Here is a 17,851-nt window from a genome sequence, read left to right as displayed (position 1 = left end):
GTGCGCATTTTTATTGGCTCTGAGAACAAACTTTTTTCACTTTCGGGTTCCTCTTTGGTGGTGTCTCCCTATATGAACGCTGATCGTAAGATCGTGGGTGCTGTCGGGGTCATCGGACCCAAGCGCCTGAACTATGGACGCATCGTGCCGATTGTGGATTACACGGCACAGCTGGTCGGGAAGTTGATCACCGACCGCGGTTAGAGGTGACAAATGGCTGAGCCGAAAGAAAACGAGTTTCTGGACGACATCGCAGATGCCGAGGCCGAAGAATTTGCCCAAAGCTTGGATGAGCTGGATGATGAGGCAATTGAAATTGACGAGCTGCGGGCTGAGCGCGACGCATTAAAAGACCGCTGGATGCGCGCGCTGGCAGATGCCGAAAACGCCCGCAAACGTGGCGACAAAGCCCGTCGCGAAGCCGAGCAATATGGTGGCTCCAAACTGGCCCGTGACATGCTGCCGGTGTTTGACAACATGAAACGTGCTGTGGAAACCATCACGGATGAGCAAAAAGAAGCCTCCGCTGCCCTAATCGAAGGCATTGAGCTCACCATGCGTGGCTTGCTCAAAACCTTCGCCAAACACGGTATGGAGGTCATTTCACCAGAAGTTGGCGACAAGTTTGATCCCAATGTGCATGAGGCTATGTTTGAAGCCCCGGTGCCTGGCACCAAATCTGGCGAAATCATTCAGGTTTCTGCCCAGGGTTTCATGCTGCACGACCGTCTCCTGCGTCCAGCCCAAGTGGGCGTGAGCTCCAATCCTGGATAACAATGTTCTCGGCGATCGTATGAGAGGCTCCCGAATTGCGGGAGCCTTTTTCGTTTTCACTTCTGTGGGTTGATATATTTTCTGCACCGTGAGGATGCTGCGACAAAAGGAAGATTTCCAGATTACTTAAGGTTTCGTTAAAACTTCTTCTGGTTTCCCAGACTTACCAGCGGTATGCATTTGGTGCATAAAATAGCGGTGAATGGTGAATACTCGTAACGATTTGATCGGAGGGGTTTTGGTGTGGTCTTGGTCTTCGACATGTTTGTTTCTGAGTGCTGTGCTGTTGATGGTTTCGACAGCAATGGGTAGCACTCAAAGCAAAATGCCCCCCCTCTTTCTAATCTGCGAAACGTCGGAGACCGGCATGTCTGAGATGGGCGTGCGCGATCTGTGTGATGTGCTTCAAAAGAAGCTGCAAAGTCATTTCCCTCACCACGCCATAAAACAAGTTGAGGAAACGCCCAGTCTTGCAAGTGTGGGGGCGTCCGGAGAACTGGTTGTTCAAGCGCTTCGATCTGATCATGTGAGTGGGTTTTTGATATGGCGAAACCTCGAAACGGGACAAAACTACGAAGGTCCACCTATCCAGGTGGATGGAATGGATGGTGCGCCACGGCAGCATCTGCACGAAGGGTTTGCTGACGGCCTGATAAAAGTCAGCACGCCGCCTTGGGAAAAGTAATTTTAGAGTTTCTGCTCTGTTTTGTGTTGTGAAGCCAACACCAGTGCGGAGAGATAGGAGATTTTCAGAATGCCAGTTCAGAACGCGCTTTTTGCGACTGTTGATACCCCCATTTACCATGACAGCCATGGGGGTGGCCATGAAGGCGACCCAATCACAACTCCTGTTGTTGGCGATCCAGATGGCGCAATAGTATCTGAAACCGTTGATGCTCCAGGCGACCTCACCACGCCCTACTCCATCTCCGTTGGTGACACCTTCCAGGGAACAATTGATAGCACCGATGTGGACCTCATTGCGATCACTTTGGTCGCTGGTGAGTTCTATCAAGTGGCCGTGAGCGGCGATGATCCTAGACTTTGGGCCGCTGATTCTAACGGGGACGTTATTGACTTCAACGACAATATTGACTCCAGCGGCGGCAATTTTGACTCCTTCCTGACGTTTGAGGCCACCTACAGCGGGACTTACTATTTCGCGGTCAACGGCCACAACACTGTTGCCTCCAGCTATAGCCTTTCGGTTGATACGTTCACGCCAATTGCAGACGGTTCAGTTCAAGACATGGCTGACTATCTCACTTCTGGGTATTGGACCGATACTGGAAGGGCCGCGCGCTCTTTTGACACATCGGTCAGCAATATCATCACGGTGAACATCTCGACCCTATCCGCAGAAGGTCAGCAATTGGCGCGTTGGGCTTTTGAAGCCTGGGAGCTTGTCGCCGACATTGTATTTCAGGAAGTAGCTGGGGTTGCCGATATCAGTTTCCAGGACACGGATTCTGGCGCATGGGCTGGTTCCACCGTGTCGGGTGGGACCACTCTCAGTGCGGTTGTGAATGTGTCTACGGATTGGTTGACGACAAATGGCACAACATTGGACAGCTATTCGTTCCGAACTTATATCCATGAAGTTGGCCATGCGTTGGGTTTGGGCCACCAGGGTCATTACAACGGTTCGGCTGAATATGGTACAGACGAAAACTTTGGCAACGACAGTTGGCAAATGTCTGTCATGTCATATTTCAACCAAGTTGACAGCTTGGGCACAAACGCGAGCTGGGCCACTAATATGTCCGCCATGATGGTGGATATTGTGGCGATTCAGGACATCTATGGTGCCGCCGGTGCTGGAAGTGCAACTGCGGGCAACACGGTCTGGGGGATGAATTCAAATCTCGGCGGTTACCTCGGTGACGTTTTTAACGGTGTCATTCCGATAAATTCTCCAGTTGCAATGACCATCTACGATCAGGGTGGCACGGATTTGTTGGACATGCGGATGTTTGCGCAAGATACGCGGATTGACATGAGAGATGGGAAATTTTCGGACTTCGGCGGTCAAATTGGGAACCTTGGCATCGCCGTAGGCACGGTTATCGAGAACTTGAACACTGGGTCCGGCAATGATCACATTATCGGAAACAGCGTTGCGAATGTGATCAAGTCCAATGATGGAAACGATTGGGTAAATGCTGGAGGCGGCAATGATTTAGTTGTTGGCGGTCTCGGTAACGACACCGTTTCCGGTGCTTTTGGAGATGACTCCCTTTTTGGCGGCGATGGTGAAGATCGATTGCTTGGCGGATTTGGTGATGACCACGTTTTCGGCGGTAGTGGTAATGATCTTATCAGCGGCGGAGTTGGCCACGATAGCCTGGTTGCCGGCGATGGCAACGATACTTTGAACGGCGGAAAAGGAAAGGACTGGTTGAAAGGTTCCGATGGTGCCGACATCCTTCTGGGCAAAAGCGGGAACGACAGTCTTTGGGGGCAGTCTGGCGACGACAAATTATACGGTGAAGATCACAATGATAGTCTTGTTGGCGGAAGCGGGAACGACAGCTTGTATGGTGGGTCGGGTGTAGATTTTCTGGACGGCGGCAATGGCGCAGACTTCCTGTCGGGGTCTACCGGTAGTGACATTTTACTTGGCGGAAACGGATTTGACACACTTATAGGTGGTTCCGGAAAAGATGAACTCTTCGGCGGCGGCGGCAATGACGTCTTGGATTTTGGCGCAGGTAATGATGTCGGAGACGGCGGATTGGGCGCTGATACATTTGTCTTCTCAACAGGCGTCGGTTCCAGGAACACTGTAAACAACTTCAGCTCTACAGAAGGCGATATGCTGTCATTGGATGATGCGTTGTGGGGTGGGGCCGTGCTGTCCGCTGCAGATGTTCTCAACACCTATGGCGCTGACTCGGCTGGCAACTACGTTCTAACGTTTGGCGCAGATGTGATCACGATTACAGGCTGGGCCGCACAGTTTGACGCAAGTATGATTGATATTATTTGAACGGCACCTTGAGATGAAAACACAGCCAGCGGTGTTTGCACCGCTGGTTTGTTGTCAAACGGTCCTTCCCTCAAAAAGAAAAAAAGCAGGTTTGCTAGGGTGTGGCGTCAGCGGCAACTGTTGCTGCGTTGACAGACACATCTGGCAAGCTCATTAAAGGGCCAAACGGGCAGTAAAAATGGGTGGCACAAATGAAAATTGCGATGATCGGCACGGGGTATGTTGGATTGGTTTCCGGTGTCTGTTTCTCCGATTTTGGACATGAGGTTGTGTGTGTTGACAAAGACCCTGCCAAAATCGAAATGCTCGAACGTGGCGAAGTCCCAATCTACGAGCCCGGCTTACATGCGTTGATGGAAAAAAACGTTGAAGCTGGCCGTCTCAGCTTCACGCTCGATCTCGAGCAAGCCATGGACGGTGCCCAGGCAGTGTTTATTGCGGTTGGCACCCCAACACGTCGCGGCGACGGCCATGCGGATTTGTCGTATGTGATGGCGGCAGCCGAAGAAATTGCCCGGACGGCCAAAGATTACTTGGTGATTGTCACCAAATCCACTGTGCCTGTGGGCACCAATCGACAGGTCAAGCAAGTTGTGCGCAAGGCCAATCCCGATCTGGATTTTGACGTGGCCAGCAATCCAGAATTCTTGCGCGAAGGCGCCGCCATTGAAGACTTCATGAAGCCGGATCGTGTTGTGATTGGCGTGCACAATGATCGGGCTGGCGAAGTGATGAACGACATCTACCGCCCCCTCTATCTGCGGGACTTCCCGATTGTCACAACGGATTTGGAAAGCGCCGAGATGATCAAATACGCCGCCAATGCTTTCCTGGCCACCAAGATCACTTTTATCAATGAAATTGCCGCCCTGTGTGAGCGTGTTGGCGCAGATGTGAAACAGGTCTCCAAAGGCATGGGCATGGATGGCCGCATTGGGAATAAGTTTCTGCATGCAGGTCCCGGGTACGGTGGCTCCTGTTTCCCTAAAGACACCAAGGCTTTGGCCCGCATTGGCCAGGACAACGCCATTCCAATGCAAATCACCGAGACTGTCATTCAGGTGAATGAAGAGATGAAACGGCGCATGATCGACAAGCTGCTTGATCTCTGTGGCGGCAGCTTCAATGGCAAGACTATCGGTGTTCTGGGTGTGACCTTTAAGCCAAACACCGACGACATGCGGGATGCGCCCAGTTTGACCGTGATCCCCGCCTTGGTTGGTGGTGGTGCCAAGGTGCGTGTGACCGATCCACAGGGGCGTCACGAGGGCGAAGCGCTCTTGCCGGGAGTGATCTGGGTGGAAGATGCCTACAAAGCTGCACAGAACGCCGATGTCTTGGTGATCATGACCGAGTGGAATGAGTTCCGGGCGCTGGACCTGAAGAAAATCGCCCGCAAAATGGCAACACCGCGACTGGCAGATTTGCGCAATATCTATTCTGTCCGGGATGCCAAACGGGCTGGTTTTGAAGCGTATGACAGCATTGGGCGGGCTGGGTTTTCACGCATGGATGTCTAACCACCCGCTGACGGAATTGGCCTAAGTCACCGGAAAGGCGACATCTTATGACTTGGAAAACGCTGTCGACAAAAAGCCTGCTTAACCGGCCGCCCTTTCTGGAAGTGCTGCAAGAGCAAGTTGAGATCAAACCCGGGCAAGTGGTGGATGACTTCTACCAGATACGGTTGATGGATTTTGCGGTGGTTATTCCATTTTTGGATGATGGGCGTGTGGAAATGATCCGGCAGTACAAACATGGCCCGGCCCGCGAAGTTTTGGGATTTCCAGCTGGGCATGTGGATCCAGGCGAGGATCCTGAAACCGCTGCACGGCGCGAGCTCTTGGAGGAAACCGGCCTGCAAGCGGACACGTTGGTGCATCTGGGCTCGTTTGTGGATCACGGCAATCAACGTGTGTGCCAAGGTCATTACTTTGTCGCGCCGCACTGCCGCCGTGTCACCGAGCCCAATCCAGGCGATTTGGAAGAGTTTGCCTACGAAGCGCTTCTGCCCAGTCAAATTGAGGCGGCAATCCTGTCGGGTGAGGTTGGTGTGATGCACCACGTGGCAGCCTGGGGGCTGTGGAAAATGCAGTCTTAAGCCTAATTAGAGCCTGTTGTGGGAGAATACTTGAGTTCACTTGGAGTGGAGACTCTATTAGACGGCCCGCAATGGCGCGTAGCGATGTTGCCACACTTATGGACTACACGGCCAACAGCCTGTGGAAAACTGTGTGGAAAAGAGTGCAATCCGTCGGCACATCCGCTATAAAGCCCCAAAGAGGCAAGGCGGCTTAGGTTCGATCAACGGATCAGGCGACAGCCCGTGACAAGAGAGCAGGTCATGAAACTATTTGCACGCCTAAGCCCCCGTCGGGCTGTGGCATCGGCGATGGTCGGTGCGGTTGTCAGTGTTTTTGCATGTTTTGCTATTGGGGTTGGCACGGCCCAGGCACAAGTATCACTTGATCTGCGCGACGCTGATCTGCGTAGTTTTGTCGAGATCGTATCAGAGAACACCGGCCGCAGCTTTGTCGTGGACCCCGCTGTCCGAGGCAATGTGACCGTCCTGGCACCCAATCAACTTACAGCGGATGAGCTTTATGAAGTTTTCCTGTCTGTTCTGGAGCTCAATCGCCTGACAGTCATCGAAGGCGCTGGCGCGGACCGTATTGTGCAGATGAACACTGCCCGAGAGCTGTCGTCTGGCGATTCATCTGGCGTGTCTTCGGGTTATGAAACCCGGGTCATTCCTGTGCGCCACGTGCCGTTGCAAGAGGTGATAGAGGTGGTGCGCCCCCTTCTGCCATCAGAAGCGGTGATCACACCCGTGCCAGGCGCAAATCTGCTAATTCTGTCGGATCGTGGTGCAAACCACGCCCGTATCACCCGCTTGATCAAGCGCTTGGATCAACCTCGACAGGCGGACCCAATCGAGATGATTCAACTGCAAAACGCCCAGGCTGGGGATGTTCTGCAAGTGGTGCAATCCATGGGCATTGTGCCAAACGGGGCTTCAGTGAGCATTGACCGCCGTTCCAACGCACTTCTGGTGTCTGGTCCAGATGAAATGCGGCAGCGCGTGCGACTTTTGGCCAGCCGCCTGGATACGCAACGTGAAAGTGTAAGCAGCCGGACAATCCCTTTGAACTACGCTGACGCTGCTGCAATTGCCGATGTTGTTTTGCGGACCGTCAATGCCAGCGGGGAAGCTGCGCAGGCTAAAGTGCGGATTGTGCCAGAACCTCAAACCAACACGTTGTTGGTTTTTGCGCCGCAGGACCGCATGTCCGATATTGTCCGGATCGTGAAGTATCTGGATCAACGCCCCACGCAAGTCCTTGTTGAGGCGGTAATTTTTGAGATGACCGTGGATGGGTTTTCTGACCTCTCTGTCCAATTTGCTGCCGTTCTCAATGATGCGCTGGTCGGGGGCGTCCAATTTGCGCTCCCGGGACGCACCAGCTTGATCAATCTGGTGTCGGCTGTGTCAAATGGCGACGCACCAAATTTGGGACCTGCCGGCGTGTTGGGAGGCAGCACCTACAACTCAAGCACTGGCAACGGCATTGCTGGTTTGATCACCGCCATTGCCTCCGTCAACTCTACGCGCCTGCTATCAACCCCATCGATTTTGACGCTCAACAATCAAGAGGCAGAGATTGTTGTTGCCCAAAACGTGCCCTTTGTGACTGGCAGTTACACCTCCACAGGGGACGGTTCAAACCCGGAAAACCCCTTCCAGACCATCGAGCGGCAAGACGTGGGTTTGACTCTAAACGTCACACCTCAGATCAACGCCGACCGAACTGTGCGCATGGTGATCAAACAGGAGGTGTCAAATCTGACAAACTCCACCTCAACATCCGGCGGGGAAATCACCGCCCGCCGTGCACTCTCAACCACAGCATTGGTGCGCGATGGCAACGTGATTATGCTTGGTGGTTTACTTGAAGACGGGTCAGGTGCGGTCAATCAGCGGGTGCCAGGTATCTCCAATCTACCTGTGATTGGTGGGTTGTTCCGCGGTAAGAATTCCACCAAAAACCAGCGTGTGCTGCTGGTGTTGCTCCGTCCACAAGTTGTCTCCAATGACGCTGAGGCGCGTCGCATCACCAAAAACCTGACAGATAAAGCCTACGCAACCAGTGCTTCCATTCAGCCGCTGGATGAGGGAGGCTACCCTCGGGCTGACCAACGCCTGCTGCCTTATGATGGGGCGGACTTGAACCAACCTTTTGATGCTGGATTTATCGATGCGCTTGCGCAAAGCCGCAATTTCCCACCGCTTCCAAGCCGCCTGCGGTTCAACGGCAACTGATCCAGGCGTGTGCATGCGTGTGATGCTGGGGTCGGGGCAAGACTATTATGGGTGATCTTCTAAACCGCCTGCCGTTTGCTTTTGCCCGCGACAACCAAGTGCTCTTGCACGGCACCCACGTGTCCGCAGGGCCCGCCGTGACCGCGGTGGGGCTGCGCGAGGCACAAAGGCGGGCGGGTCTGACAGATGTGGTTTTCACTCAGCTGACACAGCCGGAGTTTGAAGCACAGTTGGCGAAACTCTACGACGGATCAGACACCGGTGAAGGCTCGACAAACGACAAAGAATTGAGCTTTGATCTCGAAGAAGCGGCTTTTGCCTCTCGTCAGCGCGATTTGCTGGACGAGCCAGGGGACGCCCCGGTGATCCAGTTGGTCAACCGCCTGCTGCGTAAGGCTGTGCTGGCCAATGCATCAGACCTGCATGTTGAGCCGCACGAGTACGGCCTTCGAGCGCGGATGCGGGTAGATGGCTTTTTGCAGGAAGTCATGGACCGTGCTGACGTGCCAGTAAAACGCATTGTGTCGCGTCTCAAGGTCATGGCCGGTTTGGACATTTCCGAAACCCGCCTGCCACAAGATGGCCGTATCGCGCTGTCTTTGGGCGGGCGCATGATTGACACCCGTGTGTCCTCGCTGCCCGGCCACTACGGCGAGCGCATTGTATTGCGTATTCTGGACCGCTCCGCCGGTCTGATGCCGCTCATGGACCTTGGCTTGTCCGCGGCGCAGCAAGCTTTGTTGCAGCGGCTTGCGTCTCTGCCGAACGGTATCATTCTGGCCACCGGCCCCACTGGGGCGGGCAAAACCACCACGCTCTACTCCCTGCTGCAACTGGCAGACCGCGACGAGCACAACATCGTCACCGTCGAAGATCCGATCGAATATGATCTGCCCGGCGTGAGCCAATCTCAAATCAACGCGGACATTGGCATGACCTTTGCCGCGGGGCTGCGGGCCACGTTGCGCCAAGACCCGGACGTTATTCTTGTTGGCGAAATCCGCGATCCGGAAACCGCGTCAACCGCGGCCCAGGCAGCTCTCACTGGGCATTTGGTGTTTTCCTCATTGCACGCAAATAGCTCCGTTGGCGCCATTGTGCGTCTGCGTGATCTGGGTGTGGATAACTTTCTCATTGCTGCCACAGTGCGCGGCGTAATTGCCCAACGTCTTTTGCGCCGGTTGTGCCAAAACTGTTGTGCGGAACACGCGCCCACAAGTGACGCGATTTCCCATTTCACCCGCCATGGCTTGCCAATCCCTGAAAAGCTCTTTGAGCCAGTGGGCTGTGATGCCTGTTCTGGCACAGGGCATTCCGGGCGGATGGGTATCTTTGAGATGGTGGAAATTGGCGAGACCCTCCGCGCTGCCATCGATCGTGGAGCCACCGAAACGGAAATGGCCTCCATGTCGCTGTCGGCTGGGGAGACCCTGATTGGTCAGGGTTTGCTCGCGGCCTCCGCAGGTGATGTGAGCTTGTCTGAAACCCTGCGTGTTGTCGGAGACGTGGCGTGAAGGCCTACGCCTATATCGCTTACACCGGCAATGGTCGGCGCAAAACAGGCACTATTGTTGCCGAAACTGAGGCAGATGTCGCCGCACAACTGGCGCAGCAAGATCTGTTTGTCTCTGAGGTCCAAGAGACCGTAACGCACCCAACTAAGGGCAACGTGCGTCTTTCACGCCGGTCCCGCCTCAACGCGGATCTGCAATCGGTGTTCACCCGGCAAATGGCGGTATTACTTGGCGCAGAACTCACCGCAGAAGCCGCGTTGGAGGCTGTGCGCAGTGAGAGCCAAACCGCCCTGGACACCGTTGCAGCGCAAGCGCGCGCAGCACTTATGGAAGGTGTCACCTTATCAGATGCGCTTGCCGAAACCGGTGCAGGGTTTCCACCATACTACCTTGCTGCGCTCAGAGCCGGCGAAGATGCCGGCGAATTGGCTTCTGTGTTTCAAGAGTTGGCGGATCACCTGGAGCAACTCGGCACGGAAAAAGCAGACATTGCCACTGCCTTGATTTATCCCGGTTTTGTGGCTGCCGTGGCACTCTTGGTCTGTGGCATCCTGATGACCAGCGTTGCCCCCGAAATTGTCTCGATGTTTGAACTTTCCGGACGCCCTCTGCCGCCACTTACACTGTATGTGCTATCGATCAGCGATTGGATTCAGGCCAATGTGCTCCCCCTTGCCGTGATCTTGGGCCTGCTTGTCGTTTTGGCTGTGATCACGCCGCGTGTCCCTGCCTTGCGTGACCTGCGAGACCGGACGCTTCTGCGGTTGCCCGTGACAGGACGTCTCCTGCGCCTGTCCGCCTCCGTGCAATACATGCGCACATTGGCCTTGGTACTTGGCGCGCGCCACGCTGTCCTCAGCGCTGCGGTCAACGCCAAAGATGTTTTGGTGGTGGCGCAGTTTCAATCCGAAGGGGACGCCGTTGCGACAGCCGTGCGACAGGGTGAGAGCCTCTCATCCGCCCTGTCCCAACTGTCGTTCTTGCCCCCGGTCGCCCGTCAACTGATTGCCGCAGGGGAAGCCTCCGCCCGGCTTGCCCGCATGACAGATCGTGCGGCGACCCTGGTGGAACATCGCCTTTCAACCGAGCGCAAGCGCATCGCCGCCTTGTTGGAGCCGTTGTTGATGATGTTGGTTGGCGCCTTGGTGCTCACAATTGTGCTGGCCGTGTTGCTGCCGATCTTCGATTTGCAAGCGGTGGTCGCTGGGTAATTATCCTGGCAGACCCTATTCGGGGAAAGCCATCAGTTCGGGGTCATCATCATCCCGAGACACCCAAAGCCCCTGCGCGTCAATGATGGCAACCCGCACGTTTGGTTCCAACATATCGCCAACGCGCAACAGGCGATCCCCTGTGGGGTGGCCTACAATTGCCCAAGAGGAAGCCCCATCGCGCACCATGCCTTTTAGGGTGTATCCAAGACTGGACAGAGGAGGCTTTGCGGCTTTTGGGGGTTGAGGCTCTTCTTTTTGTTGGGGCGGCGCAGTTTGGGGTGTTGGCGGTTGGCGTTCGCCAAACAAAGCGGTCCATCGGCGCGGTTGTCGCACAGCTTGTGGCGGCGTGGCTTCATCGGAGAGCGTCGCACTGTTTGGCAACGTCAGTGAATCCTGCGGCGCGCGCAGTTCCTCGGCCAGTTGCCATCCCGCCCAGACAGCTCCCCCAAGACACACCAACGTGCAGAACCCAGCGATTAGTCGCATAAATGCCCACTCTCCCTTGACCAAACCGCTGCAAGATAGACGCAGGGTCGCGATTATGCTAAGTTATTACAAATAAGAAAAAACGACAATCTTGAGCAGGTACAAACCATGTCTTCCATTCTCCGAACCGGTCTCGCCGGTCTGGTGCTTATTGGGGTAGGCAGTTGCGGCGATGAAATGGTGTCGCGCAACAGCTTTGAAAGCCAATATGCCGTGGCCAGAAACGCGCTTGAAGGCGGGCAATATGACCGCGCGCGCCGCAGTTATCAGAAAATGTTGCAGCAGGCAGGTCCTCTGGCCCCTCGTCTTCAGCTTGAATACGCCCATACTGAGCTGCGGGCAGGCAACTTCGAACAAGCCGCAAAAATTGCCTCTGCACTGGCGGGCAGCCAAACCGGCTTGGCGCGTGGCGCTGCCTTGTCGGTTCAAGGCACTGCACAACATGAATTGGGTATGAAACAGCTGTCTGAAGGCAACACCGCTGCAGGCCGTCAGAATCTCAGCGCCGCAAATGCCGCGCTTGAAGAGGTTCTCAAATCAAACCCTGATTTGGATCCTCTTGGTGCAATGGCGGGACGCCAGGCAAAGATTTCTTCGCGACTAAAACGTCTCTAACACAGCACAAAACGCCTAGTTCTTAGGTGGTCGAAGATCGAGCCAGGTTGACACCACACCTGGCTCATTTGTCTCTTCAAGCCGGAAGGCGACGATGTCATAGCCCCATTCGGGATGTGTCGATCTGAGCCAAGATGCCAGTTTGAGGAAATCCACGCGCTCAAACTGAAGTTCGATCCCATCTTCGCCATCCGCGTCCAACACAGTGACGGACTGGCGCAGTTGCGCCTCGATCAATCCCTGTTCGATCCCGCCGGACCCTATCGGGTCTCCAATCTCAGCTTGAGGTGCGGTTTGCGACAAAACCGTTTGTTCTCTGGCTTGACTGGACACCCAGCGTTGCAATGCAACTGCTTCTTTCTGCGCCTGTTCAGCCGTGTTTCGTTGATCCTGAAGCGGAAGGATCAGGCCAAAAATCACGGCCAATGGCACCACAATGACAGCCATTCCGGCCAACAATACTCTTTCCCGGCGGGTCAGCTGCAGTAGAAAATCTAGGAACCGGGCACTCATTGTGATGGCTCCTTGGGCAAAATTCGAATTTCGGTGCGCACGCCAACCTGACCGTCGCTAACCCGGCTTTCTTCCAACTCTGCACTCATGTGATCCGTCTGTAGCGCTGCCGTGAGCCGTTCGGCACTGCCAAAATCCGGCATCCGCACAACAATCAGAAGCCCGCTGTCCTTTGAATAGTTGACCATCTCCGGCACCGCGTCTGCAGCATCCAGCACCGCACCCACCTCTGCCGTCAAGTCCAAAACATCCAGCATTGCGCTTCCGCCACTATGGGATTGCCGCAAATCCAACAGCACACGGCTAACTTGGGATCGCACATCCAAAATGGGCCCGGTTGGCACAAAATGCTCTTTGACAATCTCTTGGGTCTGGAAGCTGATTTTGGCGGTCTGCTCCTCAATGCGCCCTATGGCGACAAGTTGACTGGTCGTCCACAAGGTGACAGCCAACGCAGCAGCCAATATTGTCCATCGCCACGGCAAAACCCGTTGCGCCAACCGTGTGCGTGCCGCCATTGGGTCCGTGCGTAAATCACATGCCAGCTCGCCGTGGGTCAAAACCGAAGGTTGGTCCAGCCCCAACTCCTTTAGCAAGTCTGGATCGGTGACAACGGGCACCTGATGCGCGCTCATCAAGGTGTCAATGTTTGGGAGGCTGTCGCCTTGCCAAAGTACCGCTTTGGGTTTGGGACCGGTGTTTAGCGACTGGGTCAACACGGCCTCAGCCATTTCAACAGATGTGCTGACCCCATCGTTGGGACCAAACCGCATCATGACAATGGCCGAACCGTCCACCTTGGCTTGTGAAAGCGTCCAAAGACCCTCTGATATGGGCAATGACAGGTAGTCCGGGAGCACCGCGCGGCAGTCATAGCTTCGCCACTCCGCCATTTGGGTGTGTTCTGCAACAAACACACGAGACCAATCTTCTCCCTTGGCGCCAAGAACACAGGGCCGCATTTCCACCGTGTCATTCAGCCCCATTCGGTCCGTCAACTGCCGCCGTGCGACCTGTTCTCTGGCTTGCCCACGCAACGACTTGGGGAGGTCCAGATGGAAAAGTGGCACAGCATGACCAGGTGCCAATACAATATGTCGGGCCGTCAGCGTTCCGTCACCAGCGCGCGCAAAAACTTCGGAGGTCTCTCCGGTCTTGGCAGGGTTGGCAGTTTTTGCGACTTGTAGCACCGGCGCTCCTGTTAAATGCACGTATCAGCAAAATGCAGGCCTCTGGCACAGAGTGCAATCCTGCTTTTGTTTCATGGCCTTGTCGTGATCCGCCAGTGTGTCGTTACACCAACGGGAAAGCTTTGTCTCTGAAACACAACATTGCGCTGGGCGAAGTGGCCGTTAATGGAAGCTGATATCTCAGCACGAAACCATTGCGACCCAACTGAAAAATGCTCTGGCAATAACAGGGGTGGCGGCCCTTCAGGATTATCTGCATCTGCGATCGAAACACCAACCGCCGCCAAAAAAGCATCAACCGATGAAAATGGCTGAGCGGTACGGTCACGGAAAACTTGGTTATAGGCCGCGGCTGACAGGTTTGGCAAAAACGCGCGCAGCACTTCTTCCGACACCGTGTTGACGTTCAAGGTGCTGTCGCCGGGAAGCGCCGTCACAAATGGCTGTAACCGCGACAGGTGACGCTCGGAAACCCCGGGCACATGCGCCAGCTGATCCGCCATTAACATTGGCCCAGAGACAGGCGCTTCTGCGGGCGTTTTTCTATGCCAGGCGGCTGGGTCTGTTGGACCATCTGCGCTTAGCAGTGCTTGAATTTGCTGCCCCACCCGCTGTGGTACGCCTTGTTGAGTCAACAGGCGATCAAACGCCCGATGCGCTGTCTCATAGTCTGGATTGGACAGCCAGTTCAGGTTAAACAGTCCCTGTTGATCCACAACACGCCCGGTCACACGGCCTCGCTCCAGCGGCATGTCAATTACTGGCTTGGCCCAGTTTTCACCACTGTGATCAACCGCGCCCGTATCCCGCTCCAGCAGAGTTTTGGCAAGCGCTTCATACGCATCCAAGTTCAAAGACACCTGTGCTGCCGTCAGGCCTGCGTCCAATCGGTTGCGGCCTGCATCCGCCCGCGCCAAAAGAAAAACCGCCACCGCGGACAACGCTGCCACCAGTACCAGGGCATTTACCAGCACATAGCCACTTTCAGGGCTCCGATGCCCGCTCATTTCAGCGACTCCAACAGCACCAATTCACCGTATTTCTCGGTGACCAACGTGATCTCCACCCCGTCCGGCAAGCCACTGGAGTAGGCAACTGTGGCAATTGAGCCGCTGTCTTCATCCTGGTTGGATGCGCTTTGCACCGCTTGCAACGGCGGGCGCAGCCCGTTGACCCAGCCAATTTCCCCCCAATAACTGCGCAGCCGCATGTCTGTGACGCCGTCCAGCACCAAGACTTCCGGGCCAAGCGCCGTACTGTTGAGTGGCGTGAGCGTCGACCATCTTTGCCGCGTGAATAGACCCAAACGCGGCTGAACCCGCCAAGAAATGCGATGGAAAACCGGTTGAAGCCGACCGGATGTGTGCAACGTTGGTTGTCCTCCAACCGATACGGAAAACCCTTGGGTGTCTTCGATGAGAGCGGACAATATCGGCCCGTCGTCGGGCGAAAAGAACGGCATTGGAACCGCCGAGGACATATCTCGCCGCAAAAGGCTGATTGCTTGTGCCAGCTCAGCGGATGTTTCACTGCGTTCATGCAAATTGTCGCGCAACCGCAGCATCCCAGACAGGCCCTGCGCCCCCATGACCGCCACCAAAGCAAACAGCGCCATGGCCACCACAAGCTCGATCAAGCTAAGTCCGTGATCGTTGTGCGCGGAATTGGGCGGAGCCTGAAAATGGCGCATCACAACCCGCCTTTCAGGTAAGCACTCAATTGTGCCCCCTCGCCAGATTGGCCTCTTGCTGTCACTTGGACACGGACCAACCCCGCTTCGGTTACGGCAACATCTTCTTCAATCGCAAAATCCTGTGACCCCATCAAAACCGAGGCAGGTAAGGGCGCGGAAGTCCCATATAATTTGCGCTCTTCCACCCGATTGTGCGCCACAATTCGTGCCAGCAACCGGGGTGTCTCCCCCCCAATTGCCACGCGCGACTGATCCGCCGCACGGGTGGCGGCAATGGTGCCAATCGCGAGCACAAAAATCGCAATGGCCAGCTCGATCAGTGTCAGGCCCGTGTCGTTTGGCGATCCTTGATGTCTGATCACTCGCATGTCAGCCCCAGAAAGCCGTCTGACTGGCATCGGCCCACATTGTCTTTTCTACTAAACGCAATCGTGAACGCAGTGGTTTCTCCATTGGCAAGGAACTCCAAATCGGGCGCATTAGCGGGCACCGGACGGGACGTGATTGTCACTTTATCGCGCCAGTTCAAAATCTGCTCGGACACCTGCCAGCCTTGCGGGGTTCGCGTGGCCAATTGCATGCCCTTGGGCGTGATTTTCATGCCTCGGCGTTGTCCGCTGGTGATGGCCAGCTCTTTCAAACGGTCAAAGTTACGCTGAAACAGAGCCTGATCTTGCGGGATACCAGATTGCATCCGACCAATGGACAAACTTGCACCCACAGCCAAGACAGCCATGACCGCCACGGCAATCAGAAGCTCGATCAATGAGAAACCGGCAGAATTGTCTGAGGTTATTGCGCGGCCCATGACCCGATATCCGCGTCCGCCCCTGTGCCACCAGAAACGGCGTTTGCGCCATAGCTGAACACATCAAAATCGCCGTGCACACCGGGTGACAAATATTGGTATGGCTGCCCCCATGGATCGATCGGCAGGCGGTCCATATACCCATTGGTGGCCCAGTTTGTTGGGACAGGATCACTGGTGGGCTGAGTGACCAATGCGTTCAGCCCCTGTTCCGTTGTTGGGTAGCGGAAATTGTCGAGCCGGTACAAATTCACGGCGCTGACAACTGCGGCAATATCAGCCTGCGCTCGCGCGGCCCGCGCCTGATCCGGGCGGTCAATCACGCGCGGCACAATCACCAGGGCCAAAACCGATAGGATCACCACAACCACCATCAATTCCAGCAGGGAAAACCCGGCGTCGTTCTTGGCTTGTTTGGTGTTTGGGAAAGAAGTGGATGACATAAACTGGCTCGCTCTGTTCGGAGGCCATGGTAATGGCAGCCGGGACGGTTTGTCCATTCTCCCCATACGCGAGCCTGTCACGGGCAAGCAATGGACAATACAGCCCGAAGCGCGCAAAACTGAGCTGTCCAAACTGTCTGAGCTTGCCTGTGACCGATCCAACCGCATTGTTTCTTTTGCTTGTCAGCCCGGCTATTGGCTCTTTTCTTGCCGTTTTGGTTGATCGTCTCCCGCGCGGCGAAAATGTGGTGTCTCGCCGATCTTTCTGCCGCTCCTGTGGGACACAGCTGCATATCGGCGACCTTGTGCCCATTTTGAGCTTTGCGTGGTCAAAAGGGCGGTGTCGCCGCTGTGACAGCCGCATTCCCCCTTGGGTGCTCTATTTGGAAATTGCAGCGATTGCAGCGGCTGGGTTTGCTATTATTGCCAGTGACACCGCGGCCACCATGCTGATCACAGCGGTCTTTCTCTGGCTCCTTCTGGGATTGGCAGTGTCGGACCTACTCTGGATGCGCTTGCCTGACCTGCTGACCGCGCTTTTGTTTGCCTCTGGATTGATTGCGGCAATGGGTTCGGATGGATCCGGGGTGGAGATGGCCTTGCTGGGGGCGGCGTTGGGTGCCGGCAGCTTCTTGGTGCTGCGCATCATCTACCGTGCTCTGCGGGGGAGAGAGGGATTGGGGCTGGGTGACGTAAAATTGATGGCGGGTCTGGGGGCTTTTACGGGGCCTTTTGACTTGCCTCTTTTGGTTCTCGGCGGGGCCATTTTTGGCATCTTATGGGGGGCGATCCGGCACCGGCGCGGTGACACCCTCGGCCAACAATCCATTCCTTTTGGTACGGCCCTGTGTCTTGCCGCAGCCCTTCTGTGGCTCAGTCGGGTTACGGGATTGCTGAACTAGCGCTGCGAAGCTAGGGTGCAAAGGGCGTTCTCAGTCGCGGCAACCCATTGGTCGCGAAGACACTAATCTGGATGGCCATATGCATTTCCCGCTCCGCGTTTTACCCCCGTTGCTGCTCAGTTTTGCAATGATGACACCTGCTGCAATGTCTCAGCAGGCACCCACCTTCAAGCCCGTTGCCGACGATGCGGAGTTGTCAGCGGCTGAGCAAACAGCACTACGTCCCACAATGGCGGAGATTGAGGCCGCATGGGCGGAAAAAAACTATGTCTTTGTGCGTGATGGCCTGCGCCGGCATGTGGAAGAAACAGACCAACCTTTGGTCCAGTTCCGCTATGGTCGCGTTCTTTTGGAGGCGTTGGGCGGGCCACGAGACCTGGAGGGCGCCG

General features: G+C 55.6%; 19 protein-coding genes and 1 pseudogene. 12 read left to right on the top strand and 8 right to left on the bottom strand.

Annotated elements, in window-relative coordinates; all coding sequences use genetic code 11:
* The 9 genes and pseudogenes from hrcA to QZ517_RS15635 form a co-directional block, all read left to right on the top strand.
* Positions 1–204, top strand: a pseudogene (gene hrcA, locus QZ517_RS15675) (heat-inducible transcriptional repressor HrcA); the annotation flags it as partial.
* Positions 205–213: 9 nt separating this feature from the next.
* Positions 214–774: a nucleotide exchange factor GrpE gene (locus tag QZ517_RS15670; protein ID WP_294228466.1), complete on the top strand. Its 561-nt coding sequence runs from the start codon at positions 214–216 to the stop codon at positions 772–774.
* Positions 775–1,141: 367 nt separating this feature from the next.
* Positions 1,142–1,459 (top strand): hypothetical protein, encoded by a 318-nt coding sequence (locus tag QZ517_RS15665; protein WP_294228465.1) that lies wholly within the window; start codon positions 1,142–1,144, stop codon positions 1,457–1,459.
* Positions 1,460–1,528: 69 nt separating this feature from the next.
* Entirely contained in the window at positions 1,529–3,763 is a 2,235-nt protein-coding gene (locus tag QZ517_RS15660; protein WP_294228464.1) for a M10 family metallopeptidase, read from the top strand.
* Between the two features lie 191 nt (positions 3,764–3,954).
* On the top strand, positions 3,955–5,283 hold the full coding sequence (locus QZ517_RS15655) for a UDP-glucose/GDP-mannose dehydrogenase family protein (RefSeq protein WP_294228463.1): 1,329 nt from the start codon (positions 3,955–3,957) through the stop codon (positions 5,281–5,283).
* Positions 5,284–5,330: 47 nt separating this feature from the next.
* Positions 5,331–5,864: an NUDIX hydrolase gene (locus QZ517_RS15650; RefSeq protein ID WP_294228462.1), complete on the top strand. Its 534-nt coding sequence runs from the start codon at positions 5,331–5,333 to the stop codon at positions 5,862–5,864.
* A gap of 243 nt (positions 5,865–6,107) precedes the next feature.
* Positions 6,108–8,084, top strand: coding sequence for a secretin N-terminal domain-containing protein (locus tag QZ517_RS15645; protein ID WP_294228461.1), 1,977 nt, complete (start codon positions 6,108–6,110; stop codon positions 8,082–8,084).
* A gap of 47 nt (positions 8,085–8,131) precedes the next feature.
* Positions 8,132–9,598: a GspE/PulE family protein gene (locus tag QZ517_RS15640; protein ID WP_294228460.1), complete on the top strand. Its 1,467-nt coding sequence runs from the start codon at positions 8,132–8,134 to the stop codon at positions 9,596–9,598.
* Positions 9,595–10,809, top strand: a complete 1,215-nt coding sequence (locus QZ517_RS15635) for a type II secretion system F family protein (protein WP_294228458.1) — start codon at positions 9,595–9,597, stop codon at positions 10,807–10,809. The genes QZ517_RS15640 and QZ517_RS15635 overlap by 4 nt, the downstream gene beginning before the upstream one ends.
* Before the next feature lie 15 nt (positions 10,810–10,824).
* Here QZ517_RS15635 and QZ517_RS15630 read toward each other — a convergent pair whose 3' ends face one another.
* The gene (locus tag QZ517_RS15630; protein WP_294228457.1) at positions 10,825–11,298 is read right to left on the bottom strand and encodes a type II secretion system protein N; all 474 of its coding nucleotides are present in this window, start codon (positions 11,296–11,298) and stop codon (positions 10,825–10,827) included.
* 108 nt (positions 11,299–11,406) lie between these two features.
* Between QZ517_RS15630 and QZ517_RS15625 the strand changes: the two genes are divergently transcribed.
* Complete coding sequence (locus QZ517_RS15625; RefSeq protein ID WP_294228456.1) at positions 11,407–11,913, top strand: tetratricopeptide repeat protein; 507 nt, start codon at positions 11,407–11,409, stop codon at positions 11,911–11,913.
* A gap of 15 nt (positions 11,914–11,928) precedes the next feature.
* On the opposite strand, the gene gspM is transcribed toward QZ517_RS15625, so the two are convergent.
* From gspM to gspG, 7 genes are all read right to left on the bottom strand, one after another.
* On the bottom strand, positions 11,929–12,426 hold the full coding sequence (gene gspM / locus QZ517_RS15620; protein ID WP_294228455.1) for a type II secretion system protein GspM: 498 nt from the start codon (positions 12,424–12,426) through the stop codon (positions 11,929–11,931).
* Positions 12,423–13,616 carry a type II secretion system protein GspL gene (gspL, locus tag QZ517_RS15615; protein WP_294228454.1) on the bottom strand — a complete coding sequence of 398 codons (1,194 nt, stop codon included), beginning with the start codon at positions 13,614–13,616 and terminating at the stop codon, positions 12,423–12,425. The genes gspM and gspL overlap by 4 nt, the downstream gene beginning before the upstream one ends.
* Before the next feature lie 71 nt (positions 13,617–13,687).
* On the bottom strand, positions 13,688–14,623 hold the full coding sequence (gene gspK / locus QZ517_RS15610; protein ID WP_294228453.1) for a type II secretion system minor pseudopilin GspK: 936 nt from the start codon (positions 14,621–14,623) through the stop codon (positions 13,688–13,690).
* Entirely contained in the window at positions 14,620–15,306 is a 687-nt protein-coding gene (locus tag QZ517_RS15605) for a prepilin-type N-terminal cleavage/methylation domain-containing protein (protein ID WP_294228452.1), read from the bottom strand. The genes gspK and QZ517_RS15605 overlap by 4 nt, the downstream gene beginning before the upstream one ends.
* Positions 15,306–15,677: a prepilin-type N-terminal cleavage/methylation domain-containing protein gene (locus tag QZ517_RS15600; RefSeq protein ID WP_294228451.1), complete on the bottom strand. Its 372-nt coding sequence runs from the start codon at positions 15,675–15,677 to the stop codon at positions 15,306–15,308. The genes QZ517_RS15605 and QZ517_RS15600 overlap by 1 nt, the downstream gene beginning before the upstream one ends.
* Positions 15,668–16,117: a prepilin-type N-terminal cleavage/methylation domain-containing protein gene (locus tag QZ517_RS15595; RefSeq protein WP_294228449.1), complete on the bottom strand. Its 450-nt coding sequence runs from the start codon at positions 16,115–16,117 to the stop codon at positions 15,668–15,670. The genes QZ517_RS15600 and QZ517_RS15595 overlap by 10 nt, the downstream gene beginning before the upstream one ends.
* Positions 16,102–16,560, bottom strand: coding sequence for a type II secretion system major pseudopilin GspG (gene gspG, locus QZ517_RS15590; RefSeq protein ID WP_294228448.1), 459 nt, complete (start codon positions 16,558–16,560; stop codon positions 16,102–16,104). The genes QZ517_RS15595 and gspG overlap by 16 nt, the downstream gene beginning before the upstream one ends.
* A 149-nt stretch (positions 16,561–16,709) precedes the next feature.
* Here gspG and QZ517_RS15585 point away from each other — a divergent pair, with 149 nt between their 5' ends.
* Positions 16,710–17,462 carry an A24 family peptidase gene (locus QZ517_RS15585; RefSeq protein WP_294228447.1) on the top strand — a complete coding sequence of 251 codons (753 nt, stop codon included), beginning with the start codon at positions 16,710–16,712 and terminating at the stop codon, positions 17,460–17,462.
* A gap of 145 nt (positions 17,463–17,607) precedes the next feature.
* A partial coding sequence (locus QZ517_RS15580) for a hypothetical protein (protein WP_294228446.1) occupies positions 17,608–17,851 on the top strand: 244 nt, incomplete at its 3' end.

Origin of the sequence: uncultured Shimia sp. (assembly GCF_913054185.1) — a bacterium.
In the GTDB taxonomy this organism is placed as follows: Bacteria; Pseudomonadota; Alphaproteobacteria; order Rhodobacterales; family Rhodobacteraceae; genus Shimia.
This window is presented reverse-complemented; position numbering and strand designations above follow the sequence as displayed.